This is a genomic window from Streptomyces sp. NPDC020747 (assembly GCF_044334695.1).
Lineage (GTDB): Bacteria > Actinomycetota > Actinomycetes > Streptomycetales > Streptomycetaceae > Streptomyces.
Genome location: NZ_JBIRTJ010000029.1, coordinates 26,511 through 49,938, shown reverse-complemented (window position 1 = coordinate 49,938; position 23,428 = coordinate 26,511). Strand labels below are relative to the sequence as shown.

Genomic DNA, 23,428 nt, shown 5'->3' with positions numbered 1-23,428 from the left:
GGGTGGCGTGGGTGCCTTCATGCCGCCGCGAGTCTGAGTGCCAGGACCGGGCAGTCCGCCGCCGCTCTGCGGGCGCGTTTCAACGTGCGGGCGGGGACGGGGCGCGCGTCGAGGAGCGGGTAGCCCCACTCGTCGAGGGTGACGTGTTCGGGCAGGAGCTCGGCGCACAGGCCGTGGGCCCGGCAGGACGTCCAGTCGATGTCCAGGTGCTGGGGAAGCTGGTCCATGTCCGTCAGCTCCTGTGGTCGGGGACGGGCAGCAAGGGGGTGCGGTCGGTCGCGGTGCACGAGCCCCGGGCGTGGGCGTCGAGTTCGGCGGCGAAGGTGGTCAGGGCGCTGCGGACCAGACGGACCGTGCCGTCGGGGTGGTGGCAGGCGCCACGGCCCTCGACCAGTCCGGCCCAGCGGGCGACGTCGTCGCGGGCGGTGCCCTGGGGACCGGGGGCGGCCAGGGTGCGGAAGGCGGCGGCGATACGCGGCAGGCCGTTGAGGCAGGGGCCGCACTGACCGGCCGACTCCAGGGCCAGGTACCGCAGGACGCGGGCCGTTTCGGCGGGGCCGCAGTGGTCGGCGGGGAGGGCGGCGAGGACGCCCGCGCCCAAGGTGGCGGCGGACAGGCCGAGTCGAGCCGCCTCGGCGGTCGGGACCCAGGTGCCGTGGTAGCCGCCGAGCAGGATCGCGCCGGTGCCCTCCAGCGGGAGCAGTCGGTGCAGGGGCATGCCGAGGGGTGCTTCCACGACCTGCGGCTCGCGGCCCGGCACATGGACCGTGCACAGGGCGCTGCCCGGTTCCGACGGGGTGCCGGCCGAGCGGAACCAGTCCGCTCCGTGGCGGGCGATCAGTGCGAGGTGCGCGAGCGTCTCGACGTTCTGGACGAGGGTGGGTGCCCTGCGCACGCCCTGTTCGCGCACCGGAGGGTCCTGGTGGCGGGGCAGGGCCGCGTGGCCGGAGAGGTGCTGGGCGAGGGCCGATGACTCGCCCGACAGAAAGCGCCTGGGCACGCGTACGACGCGTACGGGGAAGGGGTCGTCGCGTTCGGCCAGGGCCGTTTCGAGGCGGGTGGCACCGTCCTCCACGGCCAGGTAGGCCTCCCCCGCTCCGGTCGCCCGGGCCGCCAACCGCAGCCCGTCCAGGACCAGATGGGGCGAGAGGCTCAGCAGGGTCTTGTCCTTGGCGCTCGCCGGTTCGCCCTCGGCGCCGTTCGCGACGACGACCGGGGCGCGGCCGGTACGGCGGGCCGCGTCGATGACCGACACGAACTTGCGGTACGTGGGGAACGCGGCGCCTCCCCTGCCGGTGAGCCCGGACTCCGCGAGGGTGCGCAGGAGGGCCGCCGGGTCGGCGTGGGTGAGGGGGCCGTAGCGGGTCTCGTGCGTGGCGCGGTCGGCGGGGGCGCCGCCGGGGGCGAGGAGGCGTGGGGGCATGAGGAGGTCCGTGAACGTGCTGGTCATGGTCGCGCCCCTTCGGCGGTGAGGAGGGTGGCGGGGGTGCGGCGGCCGGCCCGTGCGGCCTGGGTGACGCGGATCGTGAAGGCGGTGAGGACCGCTGCCACGCAGATGACGGTCAGCCAGAGCATCCAGTCGGTGCCCGTGTCCGTACCGATGCCGATGCCGTGGATCAGGGCCATCGGCCAGGACGCGTAGGCCAGCCGGTGGACGGCTCGCCAGGTGCGGTGGCCGAGCCTCTCGCGGAAGAGGCTGGTGACCAGGACGGCGAGCATCAGGTCCAGGGCGACCGTGCCGAGGCCCAGCCAGAGGGGCTGGTAGTCGGAGGCGAACGGGATCAGGACGTCGAGGGTGGTGATGTCGACGTAGCCGTCGATGACCGCTGTGGCGATGTGGATGGCCAGGAAGGCCGTCGCGGAGAGGGAGATGGTGCGGTGGAGGGAGACCGTGCCGAAGCGGGGGAGGCCGGGAAGGCGGGTCCTCAGGCGTACCGCCACACCCAGGAGCACCACGACGGTGAAGAGCACGAGGCATACGGCTCCGGTGGCGCGGTTGGCGTACCAGAGGATGGAGGCGTCGGTCATGGGGTCGTCTCCGTGGTGGCCCCCGCCGCGGATTCCTCGCCCCCGCCGCCCCTTCCCGTCCCAACCCTGGGGGCTGCGCCCCCAGCCCCCCACTCCTCAAACGCCGGACGGGCTGAAATGTCGGCCCTGGCCGCGAAGTCTCCAGCCCCTCCGGCGTTTGAGGAGTGGGGGTTCGGGGGCGAGAACTCGTTCCTGGGCCAGCCCGGTGTCGTCACCACCGTGCCGTCCCGGGCGACCAGTCGTGCCGGGAGGCCCAGACCGGACAGCCAGCGTTCCGCGCCCGTGCCCTTGATGAGGGCCGCCGTGGCGGCCGCGTTCGCGTCGGCGCAGGTGGTGGCGGCGACCGAGACCGTCCGCCAGGGGGAATCCGTCGGAAGGCCGGTGTTCGGGTCCAGGATGTGGTGGAGGGTGTGCGGGCCCGAGCGCCAGGAGCGGGCCGTCGTGCCGGAGGTGGCGAGCCCACCGCCGTGCAGGCCGACCGTCGCGTACGGGCCCTGCTGAGGCGTCTCCTCGACCGGGCCCGTGGCGTCCTGGACACGGATCCGCCAGCCGCCGGCCGGGGGTTCGCCCGCGACCGCCGTGTCGCCGCCGAGGCTCACCAGGACTCCGCAGCCCGCCGCCCGCGCGAGTGTCTCCGCGGCCTTGTCCGCCGCCCAGGCCTTGGCCGTGGCGCCGAGATCGAGGCGGACACCGGCCGGGACGGTGACCGTGCCGGTCGCGCGGTCCAGGCGTATCAGGCGCCGGCCCGGAACCGGCCGCACGGTGAGCTTCACCGGTCGCCCCTCCTCCTGGACGAGCCGGAAGTCGCGGTCGTACCCGATGGCGTTCATCGCCGAACCGACCGTCGGGTCGACGGCTCCGTCCGTCGCCGCGGCGGCCCGCAACGCGACCGCCAGCGCCTCCGCGAGCAGCGGGCTGACCCTCATAGGCCGCCCTTCGGCGCTGTCGAGCGCGACCAGCTCGGAGTCCTCCCGGAACCTGCTGCACGCCGCGTCGACCTCAGCCAGATGCCGGGCGAGGAGGAGGTTGCAGGAGTCCAGCAGGGCCGGGTCGGTCGTGACGAGCCGAACACTCGTACCGAGCGCACGCCAGTTCGCGGCGGCCGTGGGGCGGGCGGCCGTGCCGCTCGGGGTGGCGGTCATCACGACGCCCCCGAGGTGGAGTCGGCGGTCCCGCTGTCGTCGGCGGAAGTCAGGTCGTCGGACGAGCCCTGCAGCGACGAGGACGAGGAGTCCGCCGCCGATGAGTCCGAGGAAGGAGACGAGTCGTCCGACTGGGACGTCGACGACGAGTCCGTGCTTCCGTTCGCCGCCGTCGTCGTCGCGGCCGACTCCATCGTGCCGATGAGCGCGAAGACGCCCGCCGCGGCCGCCAGTGTCACCGCCGCTGCCGCGGCGGCCGTACGCCGTGCGCCTCTGCGGACCGCCGCGGCGGCCCCCCGTTCGCTGCCTGACATGACTGCTCCCCTCCCGAATGACGCTGTGTCACGTCCTACGGTCGGGGAGCAGCCTGAGAGAAAACTGTGTGCCACCCATACGCCCGGCAAGAAGTCTCTGAGAGCCTTCTTAATCGCGCGGGGTCAGTTGCTCGGCGGCATCGGTCGCTCGGGCGGGGTGAGTTGCTCGCGCGGGATCAGTTGCTGAGGCGGGCGATCGCCTCGTCCACCGTCAGTTCCTCGCGCTCGCCGGTGCGGCGGTCCTTCAGTTCGAGGACGCCCTCGGCGGAGCGTCGGCCGGCCACCAGGATCTTCGGTACGCCGATGAGCTCGGCGTCCGTGAACTTCACGCCCGGCGAGACACCCGCCCGGTCGTCCACGAGCACGCGGACGCCCGCCGCGCCCAGCTTCTCCGAGACGTCGAGCGCCAGCTCGGTCTGCAGTGCCTTGCCCGCGGCGACCACGTGGACGTCGGCCGGGGCGATCTCGGCGGGCCAGACCAGGCCCTGCTCGTCGGCGTGCTGCTCGGCGATCGCCGCGACGGCACGCGAGACACCGATGCCGTACGAACCCATGGTGACGCGGACCGGCTTGCCCTGCTGGCCGAGCACGTCGAGCTGGAGGGCGTCGGCGTACTTGCGGCCGAGCTGGAAGACGTGGCCGATCTCGATGGCGCGGTCCAGCGTGAGGCCGGTGCCGCAGGAGGGGCAGGGGTCGCCCTCGCGCACGACGACCGCGTCCACGTACTCGTCGACCTCGAAGTCACGGCCCGCGACGACGTTCTTCGCGTGCACGCCCTCCTTGTTGGCGCCGGTGATCCAGGCGGTGCCGGGGGCGACGCGGGGGTCGGCGAGGTAGCGGACCTTCTCCAGGCCCTGCGGGCCGACGTAACCGCGTACGAGGTCGTCGCGGCCCGTGAAGTCCTCGGCCGTGACAAGTTCGACGGCGGCGGGGGTGAAGTGCGCCTCGACCTTGTCCATGTCGACCTCGCGGTCGCCGGGTACACCGATGGCCACGATCTCGCCGTCCACCTTGACCAGCAGGTTCTTGAGGGTGGCGGAGGCGGGGACCTCCAGGTACGCGGCGAGCGTCTCGATGGTCGGGGTGTCGGGCGTCGAGATCTCTTCGAGAGCGGGGACGGCCGTCCCGTCCACCGGCTTCAGCGCGTACGTGATCGCCTCGGTGTTGGCCGCGTAGTCGCAGTTCGGGCAGTCGGCGAAGGTGTCCTCACCGGCCGCGGCCGGGGCGAGGAACTCCTCGGACTTGGAGCCGCCCATGGCGCCCGCGGTGGCCGCGCAGATGCGGTAGTCCAGGCCGAGACGCGTGAAGATCTTCTGGTACGCCTCGCGGTGCAGGGCGTACGACTTGGCCAGGCCCTCGTCCTCCGTGTCGAAGGAGTACGAGTCCTTCATCAGGAACTCGCGGCCGCGCAGGATGCCGGCGCGCGGGCGGGCCTCGTCGCGGTACTTGTTCTGGATCTGGTAGAGGATCACGGGCAGGTCCTTGTAGGACGAGCACTGGTCCTTGACCAGCAGGGTGAAGATCTCCTCGTGGGTCGGGCCGAGGAGGTAGTCGCCGCCCTTGCGGTCGTTCAGGCGGAACAGCTCGGGGCCGTACTCCTCCCAGCGGCCGGTCGCCTCGTAGGGCTCCTTCGGCAGCAGGGCGGGCAGCGTGACCTCCTGGGCGCCGATGGCGTCCATCTCCTCGCGGACGACCCGCTCCACGTTGTTCAGGACCTTCTTGCCCAGCGGCAGCCAGGACCACAGGCCGGCGGCGGTACGGCGTACGTAGCCGGCGCGGACCAGCAGCTTGTGGCTGAGTACCTCGGCGTCCGCCGGGTCGTCACGCAGTGTCTTGACCATCAAACGGGACATGCGCTGGACCTGGGCCATGGTTCTCGACTCCTGCTGCGTAAGGGTGATGGCTGAGCGGTCTCGGGGAAGTGGGGTGCGTTCCCGCGTCGTCCGGTGCGGTGCATCGGCGTGCTGCCGCATCGCCCTCGTACTGGACGTACTTGGGTGATGCGGCAGTGCGTCGAGGTGCCGTGCCGGGCGGCGTGGGGGCGTGCCCCACTTCCCCGAGACCGCTTAGGAGGTTAGCCGGGGGGCCGCCGTCGCCGGAAATCCGTTTACGGCGCCGGAGGGATCCGTCGGCGGTGCCGGAAAGGTCGGTCGGTGGTGCCGGAGGGGTCGGTCCGTGGCGCGGGGAGGGCGGGTCAGCGGCGGCGGAGCGGGAGCGGGGCGCCCATCACCGCGTACGGCTTCGGGGCGCTGGGGAACAGGACCTGCCTGGCCAGGTCCTCGTACCCGAGCGAGCGGTACAGGCCGCGGGCCGGGCTCTCCGTGTCGATGGCGGAGAGGATCGAGCGGGGCTGGGCGGCGCTGTCCGTGATGGTGGTGATCAGGGCGCGGCCGGCGCCCTGGTTCTGGAAGCCCGGGTGGACGTGCAGTTCGGTGATCACGAAGGAGCCGTCCAGCCATCCGTCGGAACCCTGGCTGCGCAGATAGGGCTCGACGACGGTGGACCACCAGTGCGTCCTGTCGTTCGGCATGCCGTAGACGAAGCCGACGAGGCGTCCGTCCGCGGTGGTCGCGCCGAGCGCGCGGGCGCCGGGGTACGCGAGGTGCCGCAGCACGATCTGTCGTCGTACGGCGATCTCGTCCGAGCCGAGTCCGAACGCCAGGGCCTGGACGGCCAGCGCCTCGTCGATCCTGGCGGCCAGGTCCAGGGGGCCGATGACGATGTCGTCGGGCGTGACGGGGCCCTGACCGGGGAAGCGGAGCATGCCCGGAGACTACCCGGGCGATTCGTCGGAGTGCGCTGGGGACGGCGGGGTTGTCTTGTTGGTGCGGGCCGGAGGTGGCTGGTCGCGCCCACGCGGCAGAGCCGCACATGTCACGGCCCCGCACCCCTGAAGGGGCGCGGCCCCCTCAGAACAGGATGCTCATAAAGGCGCCGACCTCTTGGAAGCCCACTCTGCGGTAGGTGGCCCGGGCGGCTGTGTTGTAGTCGTTGACGTAGAGGCTGACGAGCGGGGCCACGTCCGCGAGGGCGTAGCGGAGGACCGCTGCCATGCCGGGGGCCGCGAAGCCCTGGCCCCGGTATTCGGGGGCCACCCAGACGCCCTGGATCTGGCAGGCCTGGGTGGTGGCCGCGCCGATCTCCGCCTTGAAGACGACCCTGCCGTTGTGGTCGAGGCGGGCGAACGAGCGGCCGGAGCCGACGAGTTCGGCGACCCGGGCCTGGTAGAGGAGTCCGCCGTCGCCCGCGAGCGGGGAGACGCCGACCTCCTCGGTGAACATCGCCACGCACGCCGGCATGATCGTCTCCATCTCGTCCTTGCGGATGCGACGGACGTACGGGTCCGGGGCCATGTCGGCGGGGAGCCGGTCGGTGACCATCAGGGGCTGGTGCGGGCGGACCTCACGGGCCGGGCCCCAGTTCGGTTCCAGGAGGCGCCAGAGCTGGGAGGTGGCGTCGGACGGGCCGACGATGGAGGAGCAGCGGCGGCCTGCCCTGCGGGCGCGGTCCGCGAAGGCGCGTACGGCTCTGGGGGTGGCGCAGATCGGGACCAGGTTGGCGCCCGCGTAGCAGAGGGACGTCAGCATGCCGTCCTCGTACCAGCCCCACATCTCGCCGCCGAGGCGCCAGGGGTCGAGGCCGGCTACCTGTACGCGGGAGGTCACGAAGGCGTTCGCCACCGGCTCGCGGTCGAGGACGGCGAGCGCGGCGTCCAGGTCGCTCGGTTCGAGGACCCTGGTGGTCGTCTGCGTCAACACGTGCGGGGCCTTCACCATCAGGTCTGCTGATCTCCGCACTGTACCTGGCGAAAATGTGCCGCGCCGCCTGATGGGTTCGGGGAGGGTTTCCTCGCCCCCGCCGCCCCTTCCCGTCCCGACCCTGGGGGCTGCGCCCCCAGACCCCCGCTATCGGCCTGAACGGCCTCGTCCTCAAACTCCCCCACTCTCGGCTTCGCTCGAGCGGGGGGACCCCCACGACGGGCTGAATGTGTCGGCCCGGGCCGCGAAGCATTCAGCCCCTCCGGCGTTTGAGGAGCGGGGGTTCGGGGGCCGGCCCCCGAGACGGGACGGGAAGGGGCGGCGGGGGCGAAAAACGCTCGGGTCAGCCCGCCACCGACACCGAAGGTTCGCCGGAGGGGATTCCGTCCGCCTCCATCTGTTCGGCGATCTTCAGCGCCTCCTCGATCAACGTCTCGACGATCTTCGACTCGGGGACGGTCTTGATGACCTCGCCCTTGACGAAGATCTGGCCCTTGCCGTTGCCGGAGGCGACGCCGAGGTCGGCCTCGCGGGCCTCGCCGGGGCCGTTGACGACGCAGCCCATGACGGCGACGCGGAGCGGCACCTCCATGCCCTCGAGGCCGGCGGTGACCTCCTCCGCCAGCTTGTACACGTCGACCTGGGCGCGCCCGCAGGACGGGCAGGAGACGATCTCAAGACGGCGCTGCTTGAGGTTCAGCGACTCCAGGATCTGCATGCCGACCTTGATCTCCTCGACCGGCGGGGCCGAGAGGGAGACGCGGATCGTGTCGCCGATGCCCTCGGCGAGCAGCGCGCCGAAGGCGACCGCGGACTTGATCGTGCCCTGGAAGGCGGGGCCGGCCTCGGTGACACCCAGGTGCAGCGGGTAGTCGCAGGCGGCCGCGAGCTGCCGGTAGGCGTTGACCATGACCACCGGGTCGTTGTGCTTGACCGAGATCTTGATGTCCCGGAAGTCGTGCTCCTCGAAGAGCGAGGCCTCCCAGAGCGCGGACTCGACGAGCGCCTCGGGGGTGGCCTTGCCGTACTTCTGGAGGAGCCGCTTGTCGAGCGAGCCGGCGTTGACCCCGATCCGGATCGGCGTGCCGGTGTCCTTGGCGGCCCGCGCGATCTCCTTGACCTGGTCGTCGAACTGCTTGATGTTGCCGGGGTTCACGCGGACCGCCGCGCAGCCGGCCTTGATCGCGGCGAACACGTACTTCGGCTGGAAATGGATGTCGGCGATCACCGGGAGCTGCGACTTGCGGGCGATGGTCGCGAGCGCGTCGGCGTCGTCCTGCGTGGGGCACGCGACGCGGACGATCTGGCAGCCGGAGGCGGTGAGTTCGGCGATCTGCTGGAGGGTGGCGCCGATGTCGGACGTACGCGTCGTCGTCATCGACTGCACCGAGACGGGTGCGTCTCCGCCCACCGCCACGGTTCCGACCTGGATCTGCCGGCTCTTCCGGCGCTCGGCGAGCTTGGTCGGAACGGACGGCATGCCGAGTGAAATCGCAGTCATCTGCTGTGCAACCCCAAGGTAAGGACGGTCGGTCCCGAAAGCTGACGGGCTCCAGCCATCGAGATTACGGCACCCCCGCAGACGGGAGCACATCCGCTGCACAGGTCCACTCAATGGAGGGCGGCCGGACACAAATCATGTCCGGCCGCCACAAACTCCGTATGACTAGGAGATTCTCACTGGGTTAACCACGTCCGCGATCAGTACCAGGATCGTGAAACAGATGAAGATCCCGGCCACCACGTACGCGACGGGCATGAGCTTCGCCACGTCGAACGGACCGGGGTCCGGCCGCCGCAGCACCTTGGCCAGGTTGCGGCGCAGGGCCTCCCACAGGGCGCCCGCGATGTGCCCGCCATCGAGCGGCAGCAGCGGGAGCATGTTGAACAGGAACAGGGAGAGGTTGAAGCCCGCGACGAGGAACAGCATCATCGCGATCTGGTTCTCCGGCGGGATGTCCAGCGTGAAGACCTCGCCGCCGACCCGGGCCGCACCGACCACGCCCATCGGGGAGTCCGCCTCGCGCGGGCCGTCGCCGAAGGCCGCGTCCCACAGGGCGGGGACCTTGGACGGCAGGGCGATGAGCGACTCGACGCCGTTCTGCATCATGTCGCCCATGCGGTCCACGGACTGCCCGAACGACTGCTGAACGATGCCGGAGGCGGGCGTAAAGCCGAGGAAGCCGGCGTACACGTACTTGCCCTCGACGTAGCCGCCGTCGCCGTCGGTCTTGCTGACCTGGTTGCGGATCAGGTGGGCGCTCAGGTCGAGCTGCTTGCCGTCGCGCTCGACGGTGAGGGTGACGTCCTTGCCGGGGTTGGCGCGGATGTCGGCCTGGAGGGCGGACCAGTCGGTGATCTTCTGGCCGTTGAAGGCCAGGATCTTGTCGCCGCCCTGGAGCCCGGCGGCCTTGGCGGGCGCGGCCGTGTCGCTCTTCTGGCACTCGGAGCGGTTCTCGCTCTGCTCGATGACACAGTCGGAGACCTTGCCGACCGTGGTCGTCTGGGTCTGGATACCGAAGGTCATCATCACGCCGAGGAAGATCGCGACGGCCAGGATCAGGTTCATGAAGGGGCCGGCGAACATCACGATGACGCGCTTCCACGGCTTGCGCGTGTAGAAGAGGCGTTTCTCGTCGCCGGGCAGGAGCTCCTCGAAGGACTGTGCTCTCGCGTCCTCGATCATGCCGCGCCAGGGCGAGGTGGAGCGGGCCTCGATACGGCCGTCGGGGCCGGGCGGGAACATCCCGATCATGCGGATGTAGCCGCCGAGCGGAATCGCCTTGACCCCGTACTCCGTGTCGCCCTTCTTGCGCGACCAGATGGTCGGGCCGAAGCCGACCATGTACTGCGGCACGCGGATGCCGAACAGCTTGGCCGTGGAGAGATGCCCCAGCTCGTGCCAGGCGATCGAGATGAGCAGGCCGATCGCGAAGACGACTATGCCGAGGATCATCATCAGGGTCGTCATGCACGAGCCTCCGCCGTTGTCGTAACTGTCGCTGTAGCCGTAGCTGTGGTCTGGGCTGTCAGTTCACGGGCCCGGGCGCGCGCCCAGGTCTCCGCATCGAGGACGTCCGGGACGGTGAGCGAGGTTCCCGTACGGGGTGTGCCGTGCTCGGCGACGACCTTCGTGACGGTCTCCATGATCCCGAGATACGGCAGGGAGCCCTTCAGGAACGCGTCCACGCACTCCTCGTTGGCCGCATTGAACACCGCCGGGGCCGTGCCCGCGAGCTGCCCGACGTGCCGGGCCAGCCCCACCGACGGAAACGCGTCGGTGTCGAGCGGGAAGAACTCCCAGCTCGACGCCTTCGACCAGTCGAAGGCGGGCGCGGCGTCGGGGACCCGCTGGGGCCAGCCGAGGCCGATGGCGATCGGTCCGCGCATGTCGGGGGGCGTCGCCTGGGCCATTGTCGATCCGTCCGTGAACTCCACCATCGAGTGGACATACGACTGCGGATGCACGACCACCTCAATCCGTTCGAAGGGAATGTCGTAGAGGAGGTGCGCCTCGATGACTTCCAGGCCCTTGTTGACCAGGGTCGCGGAGTTGATCGTGATGACGGGGCCCATGGCCCAGGTGGGGTGCGCGAGGGCGTCCTCGGGGGTGACGTCGGCCAGCTCGGCCTTCGTACGTCCTCTGAAGGGGCCGCCGGACGCGGTGACGACGAGCTTGCGTACGTCGGCCCTGGTGCCGGAGGCGAGCGCCTGGAAGAGGGCGGCGTGCTCGGAGTCGACCGGGATGATCTGGCCCGGCCTGGCCAGCGCCTTCACCAGCGGGCCGCCGACGATGAGCGACTCCTTGTTGGCGAGCGCGAGGGTGCGGCCCGCCTCCAGGGCGGCGAGGGTGGGGGCGAGGCCGATCGAGCCGGTGATGCCGTTCAGGACGGTGTGGCACTCGGAGGCGGCGAGGTGGGTGGCGGCGTCCGCTCCCGCGAGGATCTCGGGGAGGGTCTCCCCCGCTCCGTACCGCGCGGACAGGGCCTCGCGCAGCGCCGGTACGACGTCCTCGCGCGCGACGGCGACGGTCCGGACGCGGAGCCGGTGCGCCTGCTCGGCGAGCAGTCCGACCCTCCCGCCGGCGGCGGAGAGCCCGGTGACCCGGAACCTGTCGGGATTGCGCAGCACGAGATCGATGGCCTGGGTCCCGATCGACCCGGTGGATCCGAGGATCACCACATCCCGGACTCCGTCCACGGGATCGAAGACTAGATGCGGATCGGCGAGGGGGGCTGGACTGTCGGTCATCCCTCCATTGTTGCCGCAATGCCGCTCCAGCAGGACAGCGGACTCCCACCTGTGCCCCGTTAGGGGCGCGGGGAACTGCGCGACCAGCCCCATCCGACCCGCAGCCGCCACCGACCCACGCGGCCCCCACCTCACGCGCCCCCGACTACCCCTTGCGCTTCCGACGGTTCCTGGACCTGGCCGCACGCCTCTGCTGCCTGGGCTTCGCATCGACCACGCTCTCCGCCGGAGGCACCGGTTCGAAGTCCCCTTCGACAACCCCCTCCGCCGTGTCCAGCGTGGGCGCACTGAAGTGCAGGCCGTCGGTACGCCGACCGGACTCCAGCCCCTCCTGGCCACCGGCGGCCCTCCCGGCCGCGTCCAGGTTGAACACGTACCCGACCGACTCCTCCTTGATCGCCTCGGTCATCGCGGTGAACATGTCGTATCCCTCGCGTTCGTACTCGACGATCGGCTCCCGGCCGAGTGTCCACCGCAGGCCGATGCCGTCGCGGAGGTAGTCCATCTCGTACAGGTGCTCGCGCCATTTGCGGTCGAGGACCGAGAGCACGACGAGCCGCTCCAGGTCGCGCAGCGCGTCCGTGCCGAGTTCGGTCTCGCGTTCCTCGTAGCGGGCGTGGACGTCGTCGGTGACGGCCCCGACGAGTTCGTCGGCGGTGAGTTCGGCGCGCTGGCCGGCCGCGTCCTCCAGGTCCTCGATGGTGACCCGGACCGGGTAGAGCTGCCTGAAGGCGCCCCACAGCCGCTCCAGGTTCCACTCCTCGGGGAAGCCCTCGGCGGTCTCCTCGGTGATGTACGCGCGGATGGTGTCGTCCATGAAGTGGAGGATCTGTTCGCTCAGGTTCTCCCCGTCGAGGACGCGGCGGCGTTCGGCGTAGATGAGGGTGCGCTGCCGGTTGAGCACCTCGTCGAACTTCAGGACGTCCTTGCGGGACTCGAAGTGCTGCTGCTCAAGCTGGGACTGGGCGGAGGCGATGGCGCGGGTGACCATCTTGTTCTCGATCGGGACGTCGTCGGGGACGTTCGCCATCGACATCACGCGCTCCACGACCTGGGCCCGGAACAGCCGCATCAGGTCGTCCCCGAGGGAGAGGTAGAAGCGGGAGGCCCCGGGGTCGCCCTGGCGGCCGGAGCGGCCGCGCAGCTGGTTGTCGATGCGGCGGGACTCGTGGCGCTCGGTGCCCAGCACGTAGAGCCCGCCGAGGTCCTTCACCTCGTCGTGCTCGGCCGCGACCGACTCCTTGATCCGGTCGAGGGCCGCCCGGTGTTCGTCGGGGTTCTCCTCGGGGGTGAGGCCGCGCCGGTCGAGGTCGGCGAGGGCCATCGCCTCGGGGTTGCCGCCGAGCATGATGTCGGTGCCGCGGCCGGCCATGTTGGTGGCCACGGTGACCGCGCCCCTGCGGCCGGCCTGCGCCACGATGTGGGCCTCGCGCTCGTGGTTCTTCGCGTTGAGCACCTCGTGGCGTATGCCCCGCTGCTTCAGCCGGGCGGCGAGGGTCTCGGACTTCTCGACGGAGGTGGTCCCGACGAGGACGGGCTGGCCCTTCTCGTGCTTGTCGGCGATGTCGTCGAGGATCGCCGTGTACTTGGCCTCCACGGTCCGGTAGATCTGGTCGGGGTCGTCCGCGCGGGCGTTGGGCTGGTTGGTGGGGATCGGCACCACGTGGAGCTTGTAGATCTGGTGGAACTCGGCGGCCTCCGTCATGGCGGTGCCGGTCATCCCGCCGAGCTTCTCGTACAGGCGGAAGAAGTTCTGGAGGGTGATCGTGGCGAGGGTCTGGTTCTCGTCCTTGACCGTCACCGCCTCCTTGGCCTCGATGGCCTGGTGCAGGCCCTCGTTGTAGCGGCGGCCGGCGAGGATGCGGCCGGTGTGCTCGTCGACGATGAGGACCTCGCCGTTCACGACGACGTAGTCCTTGTCCTTCTTGAAGTGCTCCTTGGCCTTGAGGGCGTTGTTCAGATGCCCGATGAGGGGCGTGTGGTCGGACTCGTAGAGGCTCTCGATGCCGAGCTGGTCCTGGAGGAACTCCACTCCGCTGTCCAGGATCGCGACCGTGCGTTTCTTCGGGTCGTACTCGTAGTCGTGGGTGGCCCGCAGTTCCGCGAGGCGCTCCTTGTCCAGCGGCGAGGTGAAGTTCTCGTCCTGGACGGCGACGCCCCGCATCCGCGTGACCATCCTGGAGAACGCCTCGTACCAGTGCGTGGGCTGGTCGGCCGGGCCGGAGATGATCAGCGGAGTGCGGGCCTCGTCGATGAGGATCGAGTCGGCCTCGTCGACGATCGCGAAGTGGTGGCCCCGCTGCACGAGTTCGTCCTTCGACCAGGCCATGTTGTCGCGCAGGTAGTCGAAGCCGAACTCGGTGTTGGTGCCGTAGGTGATGTCGCAGGCGTACTGCGTGCGCCGCTCGGCCGGGGTCGACTGCGTCTTGATGACACCGACGGTCAGGCCCAGGAAGCGGTAGGCGCGGCCCATCCAGTCGGCGTCGCGCTGGGCGAGGTAGTCGTTGACCGTGACGAGGTGAACTCCCTTGCCGGTAAGGGCGTTCAGGTAGACGGGCAGGGTGGCGACCAGGGTCTTGCCCTCGCCGGTCTGCATCTCGGCGATGTTGCCGAGGTGGAGGGCCGCGCCGCCCATGATCTGTACGTCGAAGTGGCGCATCCCGAGTGTGCGGCGGGCGGCCTCGCGCATGGCGGCGAAGGCCTCCGGCAGCAGGTCGTCGAGGCTCTCACCGGCCTCGTACCGCTCCTGGAACTCCGGGGTGAGCGCCTGGAGTTCCTCGTCGGTGAGCTGCTCGAAGTCCTCCTCCAGGGAGCCCACCTGTTCCGCGATGCGTTGCAGCTTTCGGAGGATTCTTCCCTCGCCCGCCCGCATGATCCTGCCGGTGATGTTGTCGAGACCTAGAGCCGGCACTGGAATTACCCCCACTGAGCGCTCCGCTGGAAATACGTTGCTTCATCCACTGGTCCGTCGTGGCTGGTCGCGCAGTTCTCCGCACCCCTTCGGGGCCCTGCCGAACCACACAAAACTCACTCAGACCGTGTCCACCAGCAGCTGTATGCGGCGATTGGCGCGCTGCGGAATGTGGACGCCTTGTTGGTTCGCTTTGCTCACCTCGCGCAGTACGGGGTCCTTCGCATATCCCACCGCATCGCGGAAAAGCTGCTGGATCACAGGTCTCTCGCCCGGTCGCCCCGCGTCGAGCACTGCTACGAGTTCCGTGTCGTTCAGCTGTTCTCGCGCTTCCCCGCGCGCTCGCGTCAGCTGGACAGAAAATCCCTGACTGTATTCTTCCCCCACACCGTGGCGCATGTTTCATCCCCGTTCGCCATTCTGTTCATTGTTGACGCACAACTTCCGTGCGGCAAGCGGCAGAATGACGACGGGGACGGCAGCGCATTCCTGGGGAAAAGGTCAACGGATGGGACGGTGGACGTTCTCCTTTTCGGACGGGCCGGGTGTCGCGTCGGCGATCCAGGGGCCTTCGCCGGACGGGTCGACGACTCCCTCCTCCAGCCAGGTGTAGGCGCCGCCGAGGACGCCCTTGACGACCTTGCGGTCGAGGTCGTCGGTGTTGGACCACAGCCGGCCGAAGAGCTCCTCGACACGGACCCGGGACTGGCTGCAGAAGGCGTCGGCCAGCTGGTACGCCTCGCGGCCGTGGTCCCCGGTGGTGCGCAGGAGTTCGGCGCGGACGCAGGCCGCGCTCATCGCGAAGAGCTCGGCGCCGATGTCGACGATCCGGCCGAGGAAGCCCTGCTTGGTCTCCATGCGGCCCTGCCAGCGGGACATGGCGTAGAAGGTGGACCGGGCGAGCTTGCGCGCCGACCGCTCCACGTAACGGAGGTGCCCGGAGAGGTCGACATGACCGGCCGGGTGGAAGTCCCCGTACGAGCGCGGGAGTTGGCCGGGGCCCGCGACCAGCTTCGGGAGCCACTTGGCGTAGAAGACTCCGGCGTTGGCGCCCGCCTTCGCCTTGTCCGAGAGGGACTTGTCCGGGTCGATGAGGTCACCGGCGACGGACAGGTGGGCGTCGACCGCCTCGCGGGCGATCAGCAGGTGCATGATCTCGGTCGAGCCCTCGAAGATGCGGTTGATGCGCAGGTCGCGCAGCACCTGCTCGGCGGGGACGGCCCGTTCGCCGCGGGCGGCCAGCGAGTCGGCGGTCTCGAAGCCTCGGCCGCCGCGGATCTGGACCAGCTCGTCGGCCATCAGCCAGGCCATCTCGGAGCCGTAGAGCTTGGCGAGGGCGGCCTCGATGCGGATGTCGTTGCGGTTCTCGTCGGCCATCTGCGACGACAGGTCGAGAACGGCCTCCAGTGCGAAGGTCGTCGCCGCGATGAAGGAGATCTTCGCGCCCACGGCCTCGTGGAAGGCCACCGGCTTGCCCCACTGCTCGCGCACGGACGACCACTCACGGGCGATCTTCAGACACCACTTGCCGGCGCCGACGCACATGGCGGGCAGCGAGAGCCGCCCGGTGTTGAGCGTGGTCAGGGCGATCTTGAGGCCCGCGCCCTCCGGACCGATCCGGTTCGCGGCGGGCACCCGCACCTGGTGGAGGCGGGTGACACCGTTCTCCAGGCCGCGCAGCCCCATGAAGGCGTTGCGGTTCTCGACGGTGACGCCCTCCGAGGCGGTCTCCACGACGAACGCCGTGATGCCGCCCTTGTGGCCCTCGGACTTCGGTACGCGCGCCATCACGACGAGCAGGTCGGCGACGACGCCGTTGGTCGTCCAGAGCTTCACCCCGTCGAGGACGTAGTCGTCGCCGTCCGGCACCGCGGTGGTGGCGAGGCGTGCCGGGTCGGAGCCCACGTCCGGCTCGGTGAGCAGGAAGGCGGAGATGTCGGTACGGGCGCAGCGCGGCAGGAAGATGTCCCGCTGCTCCTGCGTGCCGAAGAGCTTGAGCGGCTGCGGTACGCCGATCGACTGGTGCGCGGAGAGCAGCGCGCCGAGCGCCGGGTTCGCCGAGCCGACCAGGGCGAGCGCCTTGTTGTAGTACACCTGCGTCAGACCGAGGCCGCCGTACTTGGTGTCGATCTTCATGCCGAGGGCGCCGAGCTCCTTGAGCCCGTTGATCGTCTCGTCCGGGATCCGCGCCTCCCGCTCGATGAGGGCCGAGTCGACCTTCGTCTCGCAGAAGTCGCGCAGCTTGGTGAGGAACTCCTCGCCGCGCTGCACGTCCTCGTCGGGCGGCATCGGGTGCGGATGGATCAGGTCCAGCCGGAAGCGGCCGAGGAACAGCTCCTTGGCGAAGCTGGGTTTGCGCCAGTCCTGCTCCCGCGCCGCCTCGGCGACCTGCCGGGCTTCACGTTCGGTGACAGCGGGCTGGTGGGGTGTTGCGGACAAGAGGCTCACCTCGCCGCGAATAGGGATCTTGGTCCGGTACGGTTACCGACCGGTTCTACTCGATCGTATTTACCCGATTCCAGGCGCCCCCACCAGCCCTCGCGCGCCGTTCGGCCCAACCCTTTCCGCCCTCCCCGCTGCGCCGGTCGGCTGACGCCTCCCACTCGGGCCCATGGGTGGACAGCGGGGGCGGAGCCTCCCACCAGGGCCGTGTCCCACATGGTGAGGCGGCCGTGTGTCTGCAGGCCGCCGTCATCGGGGAGGGCCGGGGCCTGTCCTCGATGACGGCGGCCCGGCCGACAGCGCCTACCGGCTGCCGCCCGCCGGTCGGCCCGGTCTCACTTCAGGTGTCGGTCCAGGAACCGGCACCCGTCCTCCAGCTCGAACGACGGGGTGCCGGTGTGCCCGCCCGGATTGGCATGCAGGGTCTTCTCCTTGCTGCCGAAGGCGTCGAACAGGTCCAGGGCCCGCTGCCGGGGGTTCCCCTCGTCGTCCCACTGCAGCAGGAAGAACAGCGGAATGGTGACCCGCCGGGCCTCCTCACGCTGGGCGCGGGGCACGTATCCCCCGGCGAAGAAGCCCGCGGCCGCGATGCGCGGTTCGGCCACCACCAGCCGAATGCCGAGGGCGGCCCATCCCCCGGAGTACCCGACCGGGCCGCCGATCCCCGGCAGATCGAGGAGGGCGTCCAAGGTGGTCCGCCAGTCCGGGACCGCCTTCTCGACCAGCGGGCCGATGAAGGACTCGAAGATCTCGTCGACCGGCTCGCCGGCTCGCATGGCCCGCCGGAGTTCGGCGCGGGTCTGCTCGTCGGCGGCGGAACGGGGGCGGTCACCGCACCCGGCGGCATCGATGCTGGCCACCGCGTAGCCGCGTGCCGCGGTGTACCGGGCCCGGGCCACCAGCCGGGGTTCCGCCTTGGGCAGGCCGTTGTTGTGGGCCATCAGGACCAGCGGAGCCGGTGCGGCCTGTGCGGCCTGTGCGGCCCCAGAGGATCCGGCGGAGCCAGGCGTCCACAGGGTGCCGGGGATCTCGCCGAGGGTGAATTCGCGTTCCAGGACGCCGTCGTCGAGGTGCTGTTCGGAAGTGAACTGCATGGTCGTGCCTTTCGGGAGAGCTCAGAACGGCGCTCCCGGACGACCTATCGCCCGACCGCGACCCCGGAGGGGAGCACCCATGTCGATACAGCGTTCACAGGTACCACCTCCTCGTTCTCCGGCACGGCCTCCAGGAAACTAGCAGTGGTCGCCGCGGTCCGCCAACGGGTTTTATGGAGGCTCCGTGGCCGGATGCCGCCTCACCGCGCAGGACACGGTCCGAGGGGTATGGGGACTGCGCGACAAGCCCTCACCACCCGCACCCGCGCCCACCACCGGAACCCCGCGCCCCAAGAGCCGCCCCGGAAACCGACAGAGTCGAAGCGCTTCGACAACCTATGGACACCCACCCGCCGTCAAGCTACTGTCGAGCCACCCTCACTCGCCCCTTATCCGCAACGCGCACTGTCGAAGCGCTTCACACAATGCTTGGAGAGCTGGATGGTCACCCTCGCCGAGGTCGCCCAGCACGCCGGAGTCTCGGCGAGCACGGTGAGCTATGTCCTCAGCGGCAAGCGGTCCATCTCCGCGGGTACCCGCGAGCGGGTCGAGCAGAGCATCCAGCAGCTCGGGTACCACCCCAACGCGGGAGCCCGGGCGCTGGCAAGCAGCCGGTCCAACATCATCGCGCTGATGGTCCCGCTCCGTACGGACATGTACGTACCCGTGATGATGGAGATCGCCATCGCCGTGGCGACCTCGGCCCGCACCCACGGGTACGACGTGCTGCTGCTGACCGGCGAGGAGGGCCCCGACGCCGTGCGCCGGGTCACCGGCAGCGGGCTCGCCGACGCGATGATCCTGATGGACGTCGAGCTCGACGACGAGCGGCTGCCGCTGCTGCGCGGCACGGAGCAGCCGTCCGTCCTCATCGGTCTGCCCGCCGACACCAGTGGTCTCACCTGCGTCGATCTCGACTTCGGTGCGACGGGCGCGCTGTGCGCCGAGCAGCTGGCGATGCTCGGTCACCGTGACATCGCTGTCATCGGCGAGGCGCCCGCGGTCTACGAACGGCACACGGGCTTCGCCGAGCGCACGCTCGACGGACTCCGGTCCCGGTCACGGGAGTTGGGCCTGCGCGTACTGCACCGCCCGTGCGAGGGCGGCTACGACGCGATGTCGCTGACCCTGTCCCGGATCTTCGACGAACGTCCGGGCACCACGGGCTTCGTCGTGCAGAACGAGTCCGCGGTCGAGCCACTGCTCGCCCTGCTGCGCCGGCAGGGCCGGGCGGTGCCCGAGGACGTGTCGGTGATCGCGATCTGCCCGGACCAGGTCGCCACCCAGGCCTCGGTGCGGCTGACCTCGGTCGCCATCCCCGCGCAGGAGATGGGCCGGCACGCCGTGGAGCGTCTGATCGCCAAGCTCGAAGGACACGGCAAGGACGAAGTCGTGCTTCTCGCACCCGAGTTGACGGTACGGGCGAGCACGGGCCCGGCCGCTTCCTGAACCACCCCGCCCCAACCACCCCGCGCCTCACGGGCGTCGGGGCATCCCAACCTGTCCCGGTCCGCCGGAACCGCGTCACCGGGTCCTGTCGCCACTCCTTCCTTCAGGAGCACCCAACGTGAATCAGCCTGCCGAAATCCAGCCCGGACAGCAGGGTCCGTCCGGTAACCCGGGACAGCCCGGCCGGCCCGGCCATGGGTCCGCGAGCCTCGCCCAGTCCTCCCCCACCGTCGGCACGTTCCGCGAACGCGACGGTGCCCTGGAGTGGAGCGGCCGCCAGGAGACCGTACGCATCGAGCCGTGGGGCCCCGACGCGGTCCGGGTCCGGGCCAGGCTCGGCGGGCCGGTCCTGGAGGGCCTGCCGGGCGCGCTGCTCGACGAGGCGCCCGCGACCGAGGCCTCTGTCAAGATCGAGGACGGGCACGGGCAGTTGACCGTCGGCGCGCTGACCGTCGAGGTCGACGCCGAGGGCCTCGTCCGCTTCCTCCGCTCCGACGACTCCGCGGAACTCCTCACCGAGGAGCGCGCCCACTTCTGGTGGCCGGGACCGCGCCTCTACACCCCTGTCGGCAACGGCCACCACCGGCTGGAGCAGCGCTTCGCCGCGTACGAGGGCGAGAAGCTGTACGGCCTGGGCCAGCACCAGCACGGGCTGCTCGACCAGAAGGGCGCCGTCCTCGACCTGGTCCAGCGCAACGCCGAGGTGACCATCCCGGTGCTCACCTCCAGCCGCGGCTACACCCTGCTGTGGAACAGCCCGGCCATCGGCCGCGTCGAGCTCGCGGGCAACGGCACGCGCTGGGTGGCGGACTCGGCCCGGCAGATCGACTACTGGATCACCGCGGGCCGGCCTGCCGACGCGCAGCGCCGCTACAGCGCGGTGACCGGCCGTACGCCGATGCTGCCCGAGTGGGCGGCCGGCTTCTGGCAGTGCAAGCTGCGCTACCGCACCCAGGACGAACTCCTCGGCGTGGCAAGGGAGTACAAGCGCCGGGGCCTGCCCATCGACGCGATCGTCTGCGACTTCTTCCACTGGACGCACCTGGGCGACTGGAAGTTCGACCTGGCGGAGTGGCCCGACCCGGCGGCGATGCGACAGGAGCTGGAGGAGCTCGGCATCAAGCTCGTCGTGTCGGTCTGGCCGTCCGTCTCCCCGCTCTCCGAGAACCATCAACTCATGGAGCAGCGCGGTTACTTCATCGGCACGCAGTACGGCCCGATGGCGCACGCCGACTGGCCGGACAAGGAGGTCGCCTCCACGGTCCAGGTCGCCTTCTACGACGCGACGAACCCCGAGGCGCGCGATTTCATGTGGTCGCGGATCAAGGAGAACTACCTTGATCCGTACGGCATCACGGCGTTCTGGCTCGACGCCTGCGAGCCGGAGCTGAAGCCGGGCTTCCAGGAGAACCTGCGCTACTGGGCGGGCCCGGGCCTCGAAGTCGGCAACATGTACCCGAGCGACAACGCCCGCACCTTCTACGAGGGCATGATCGCGGCCGGCGAGACCGAGATCGTCACCCTCAACCGCTCGGCGTGGGCGGGCAGTCAGCGCTACGGCGCCGCCCTGTGGTCCGGTGACATCGGCACGGACTTCGCGACCCTGCGCCGCCAGATCGCGGCGGGCCTCAACACGTCGCTGTCCGGCATCCCCTGGTGGAACACCGACATCGGCGGCTTCCACGGCGGCGACCCGGACGACCCGGCGTACCGCGAGGTGATGATCCGCTGGTTCCAGTTCGGCGCGCTCTCCCCGCTGATGCGGCTGCACGGCTTCCGGGACCCGGGCATGCCGCTCGGCCCGGACATGACCGGCGGCCCGAACGAGGTCTGGTCGTACGGCGAGGAGGCCGGCACGATCATGGAGAAGTATCTCCGACTGCGCGAGCGCCTGAAGCCGTACGTCCTCGACGTGATGCGGGCCGCGCACGAGGAGGGGCTGCCGGTGATGCGGCCGCTGTTCCTGGAGTTCCCGGACGACCAGGCGACCTGGTCGGTGGCGGACTCCTATCTCTTCGGCCCGGATCTGCTGGTCGCGCCCGTCCTGACGGCGGGGGCGAGCGTGCGTACCGCCTATCTCCCGGCCGGGGCGCGGTGGACGGACGCCTGGACGGGAACCTCGTACGAGGGCGGTACGAGCGTCACGGTCGACGCACCGCTGGACCGGATCCCGCTCTTCTTGAAGGACGGGGCGGCTCTCCCGATCACCGGGTAACAGCCTTTCCCCTCAAGGACGTTGAGGAGCGATCTCAAGGGAGTTGAGGCGCGACCTCGGCCGCCAGCAGGTCCAGGTGGTCGAGGTCGGAGAGGTCGCGCAGGCGTACGTACACGCGCGAGGCTCCGAGGTCGGCGTACTGGCCGAGCACGTCGACGATCTTCCCCGGCGGGCCGTGCAGCGGTTCCTCCGAGGGGAGGCGGGACGGCTCGTGCAGCAGGGCGAGTCGGGTGCCGATCTCGGATTCGGTGCGGCCGGAGGCGATGCCGAGGCACACCGAGAGGATCAGGGGCGGTCCGCCGATCGCTTCCCTGGCGGACCGCGCGCCCGCGAACAGGCCGGCGCTCTGCTTGGGCGAGGTGAAGGGCAGGTTGAACTCGTCGGCGTACCGGGCGGCCAGCCTCGGTGTGCGGCGGGGGCCCCGGCCGCCCACGATGATCGGCACCCGCGGCCGTTGGACGGGCTTCGGCAGGGCCGGCGAGTCGGTCAGGCGGTAGTGGCGGCCCTCGTACGAGAAGCGTTCGCCGGGCGGGGTGGCCCAGAGGCCGGTGACGATCCGGAGCTGTTCCTCCATCCGCTCGAAGCGCTCGCCCGGTGGCGGGAACGGGATGCCGTACGCGCTGTGGTCGAGGGCGAACCAACCGGCGCCCAGGCCGAGTTCGACCCTTCCGCCACTCATCGCGTCGACCTGCGCGGCGATGACCGCGAGCGGGCCGGGGTGCCGGAAGGTGGCCGAGGTCATGAGGGTGCCGAGCCGGATGTGTGAGGTCTCGCGGGCCAGACCGGCGAGGGTGGTCCAGGCGTCGGTGGGTCCCGGCAGGGCGTCGGTGTAGTGCATCGGGTGGTAGTGGTCGGCGACGAAGAATCCCTCGAAGCCGCACTCCTCCGCATGCCGGGCGGCGCGCGCCAGTTCGTCGTAGGTGGCCCCGTGGTACGGCTCGGTGAACAGGCGCAGCTCCATCTCCCCGCTCACACTCCCGTCCTGTGGCTGGCCAGCAGCAGGTCGTGCAACTCGACTCGGCAGCGGGCGAGTTCGGTGGCGTGGGTGGCGTGGCCCAGGGATCGGGGCCTGGGTACGGGGACGTCGAGGACCGTACGGACCTGGCCGGGGCGTGGGCTGAGCACGACCACCCGGTCGGCGAGCAGGACCGCCTCCTCGGTGGAGTGGGTGACGAGGACGACCGTGGTGGCGTACTCCATGTGCACGCGCTGCAGCACCTCGCACAACTCCTCGCGGGTCAGGGCGTCCAGGGCCGAGAAGGGCTCGTCCATCAGCATCACGCGAGGCCGCTGGATCAGTGAGCGGCACAGGGCCACGCGTTGCTGCATGCCGCCGGACAGCTCGTGCGGCAGGCGTTTGTGGAAGGGGACGTCCAGGCCGACGGTGGACAGCAACTGCCGTGCGGAATCGCGGTGTTCGGGGCGTGGTCGGCCGTGCACCTGGATGGGCAGCAGGACGTTGTCGAGCACGGACCGCCAGGGGAGCAGGGCCGGGCGCTGGAAGAGGATGGCGACGTCCCGGCGCGGTTCCCGCACGAGCTCGTCCGCGATCCGCACCTCGCCCGCGGAGGCCGGGAGCAGTCCGGCGATCACTCTCAGCAAGGTGGACTTGCCGCAGCCGGAGCGGCCCAGGACCGCCACGAACTCACCGTCCCCGACGTCCAGTTCGATGCCTCGTAGGGCCTCCACGGTCCCTCTGCGGCCGTTGAAGGTCTTCGACACGCCGCGCACTCGGATCACGGGCCGTCCCCCCATCACCGGTTCACCTTGAGTGGTAGCGGTAGCGGTACGGCCGAGGATAGGGCGGCGGAATCCGTGATCAAC

Annotated in this window: 19 protein-coding genes; 2 read left to right on the top strand and 17 right to left on the bottom strand. The window is 70.4% G+C overall.

Going from position 1 to position 23,428, the window contains the following annotated elements:
• Window positions 1-17: 17 nt before the first annotated feature.
• The 15 genes from ACH4YP_RS45730 to ACH4YP_RS45660 all read right to left on the bottom strand — a co-directional run bounded on the left by ACH4YP_RS45730 (window position 18) and on the right by ACH4YP_RS45660 (window position 17,940).
• Window positions 18-227 carry a ferredoxin gene (locus ACH4YP_RS45730; RefSeq protein WP_398497347.1) on the bottom strand — a complete coding sequence of 70 codons (210 nt, stop codon included), beginning with the start codon at window positions 225-227 and terminating at the stop codon, window positions 18-20.
• Between the two features lie 5 nt (window positions 228-232).
• Window positions 233-1,450 carry an NADH-ubiquinone oxidoreductase-F iron-sulfur binding region domain-containing protein gene (locus ACH4YP_RS45725; RefSeq protein WP_398497345.1) on the bottom strand — a complete coding sequence of 406 codons (1,218 nt, stop codon included), beginning with the start codon at window positions 1,448-1,450 and terminating at the stop codon, window positions 233-235.
• On the bottom strand, window positions 1,447-2,028 hold the full coding sequence (locus ACH4YP_RS45720) for a ferric reductase-like transmembrane domain-containing protein (protein WP_398497344.1): 582 nt from the start codon (window positions 2,026-2,028) through the stop codon (window positions 1,447-1,449). The genes ACH4YP_RS45725 and ACH4YP_RS45720 overlap by 4 nt, the downstream gene beginning before the upstream one ends.
• Window positions 2,025-3,170 carry an FAD:protein FMN transferase gene (locus ACH4YP_RS45715; protein ID WP_398497342.1) on the bottom strand — a complete coding sequence of 382 codons (1,146 nt, stop codon included), beginning with the start codon at window positions 3,168-3,170 and terminating at the stop codon, window positions 2,025-2,027. The genes ACH4YP_RS45720 and ACH4YP_RS45715 overlap by 4 nt, the downstream gene beginning before the upstream one ends.
• On the bottom strand, window positions 3,170-3,484 hold the full coding sequence (locus tag ACH4YP_RS45710; RefSeq protein WP_361071221.1) for a hypothetical protein: 315 nt from the start codon (window positions 3,482-3,484) through the stop codon (window positions 3,170-3,172). Before ACH4YP_RS45710 ends, ACH4YP_RS45715 begins: the two co-directional genes overlap by 1 nt.
• 176 nt (window positions 3,485-3,660) lie before the next feature.
• The gene (locus tag ACH4YP_RS45705; RefSeq protein WP_398497340.1) at window positions 3,661-5,355 is read right to left on the bottom strand and encodes a proline--tRNA ligase; all 1,695 of its coding nucleotides are present in this window, start codon (window positions 5,353-5,355) and stop codon (window positions 3,661-3,663) included.
• Between the two features lie 323 nt (window positions 5,356-5,678).
• Window positions 5,679-6,248: a GNAT family N-acetyltransferase gene (locus ACH4YP_RS45700; protein ID WP_398497338.1), complete on the bottom strand. Its 570-nt coding sequence runs from the start codon at window positions 6,246-6,248 to the stop codon at window positions 5,679-5,681.
• 145 nt (window positions 6,249-6,393) lie between these two features.
• The gene (locus ACH4YP_RS45695) at window positions 6,394-7,242 is read right to left on the bottom strand and encodes a GNAT family N-acetyltransferase (protein WP_361071213.1); all 849 of its coding nucleotides are present in this window, start codon (window positions 7,240-7,242) and stop codon (window positions 6,394-6,396) included.
• A gap of 343 nt (window positions 7,243-7,585) precedes the next feature.
• Entirely contained in the window at window positions 7,586-8,743 is a 1,158-nt protein-coding gene (gene ispG, locus ACH4YP_RS45690) for a flavodoxin-dependent (E)-4-hydroxy-3-methylbut-2-enyl-diphosphate synthase (RefSeq protein ID WP_055616509.1), read from the bottom strand.
• Window positions 8,744-8,908: 165 nt separating this feature from the next.
• Entirely contained in the window at window positions 8,909-10,213 is a 1,305-nt protein-coding gene (locus tag ACH4YP_RS45685) for a site-2 protease family protein (protein ID WP_361062380.1), read from the bottom strand.
• Window positions 10,210-11,493, bottom strand: coding sequence for a 1-deoxy-D-xylulose-5-phosphate reductoisomerase (gene dxr / locus ACH4YP_RS45680; RefSeq protein WP_361062377.1), 1,284 nt, complete (start codon window positions 11,491-11,493; stop codon window positions 10,210-10,212). The genes ACH4YP_RS45685 and dxr overlap by 4 nt, the downstream gene beginning before the upstream one ends.
• A gap of 145 nt (window positions 11,494-11,638) precedes the next feature.
• Window positions 11,639-14,365, bottom strand: coding sequence for a preprotein translocase subunit SecA (secA, locus tag ACH4YP_RS45675; protein WP_398497375.1), 2,727 nt, complete (start codon window positions 14,363-14,365; stop codon window positions 11,639-11,641).
• Window positions 14,366-14,524: 159 nt separating this feature from the next.
• On the bottom strand, window positions 14,525-14,803 hold the full coding sequence (locus ACH4YP_RS45670) for a hypothetical protein (protein ID WP_361062374.1): 279 nt from the start codon (window positions 14,801-14,803) through the stop codon (window positions 14,525-14,527).
• A 102-nt stretch (window positions 14,804-14,905) separates the two neighbouring features.
• Window positions 14,906-16,852, bottom strand: coding sequence for an acyl-CoA dehydrogenase family protein (locus tag ACH4YP_RS45665; RefSeq protein ID WP_398497335.1), 1,947 nt, complete (start codon window positions 16,850-16,852; stop codon window positions 14,906-14,908).
• Window positions 16,853-17,181: 329 nt separating this feature from the next.
• Window positions 17,182-17,940, bottom strand: a complete 759-nt coding sequence (locus tag ACH4YP_RS45660; protein ID WP_398497333.1) for an alpha/beta hydrolase — start codon at window positions 17,938-17,940, stop codon at window positions 17,182-17,184.
• Window positions 17,941-18,381: 441 nt separating this feature from the next.
• Between ACH4YP_RS45660 and ACH4YP_RS45655 the strand changes: the two genes are divergently transcribed.
• Both ACH4YP_RS45655 and ACH4YP_RS45650 read left to right on the top strand, forming a co-directional pair.
• Entirely contained in the window at window positions 18,382-19,389 is a 1,008-nt protein-coding gene (locus ACH4YP_RS45655; RefSeq protein ID WP_398497332.1) for a LacI family DNA-binding transcriptional regulator, read from the top strand.
• Window positions 19,390-19,507: 118 nt separating this feature from the next.
• A complete protein-coding gene (locus ACH4YP_RS45650) occupies window positions 19,508-21,604 on the top strand; it encodes a TIM-barrel domain-containing protein (RefSeq protein ID WP_398497330.1) in 2,097 nt (698 codons plus the stop codon).
• Between the two features lie 34 nt (window positions 21,605-21,638).
• On the opposite strand, the gene ACH4YP_RS45645 is transcribed toward ACH4YP_RS45650, so the two are convergent.
• A complete protein-coding gene (locus ACH4YP_RS45645; RefSeq protein ID WP_398497373.1) occupies window positions 21,639-22,565 on the bottom strand; it encodes an LLM class F420-dependent oxidoreductase in 927 nt (308 codons plus the stop codon).
• Between the two features lie 8 nt (window positions 22,566-22,573).
• Window positions 22,574-23,359, bottom strand: coding sequence for an ABC transporter ATP-binding protein (locus ACH4YP_RS45640; protein WP_398497328.1), 786 nt, complete (start codon window positions 23,357-23,359; stop codon window positions 22,574-22,576).
• Window positions 23,360-23,428 lie beyond the last annotated feature (69 nt).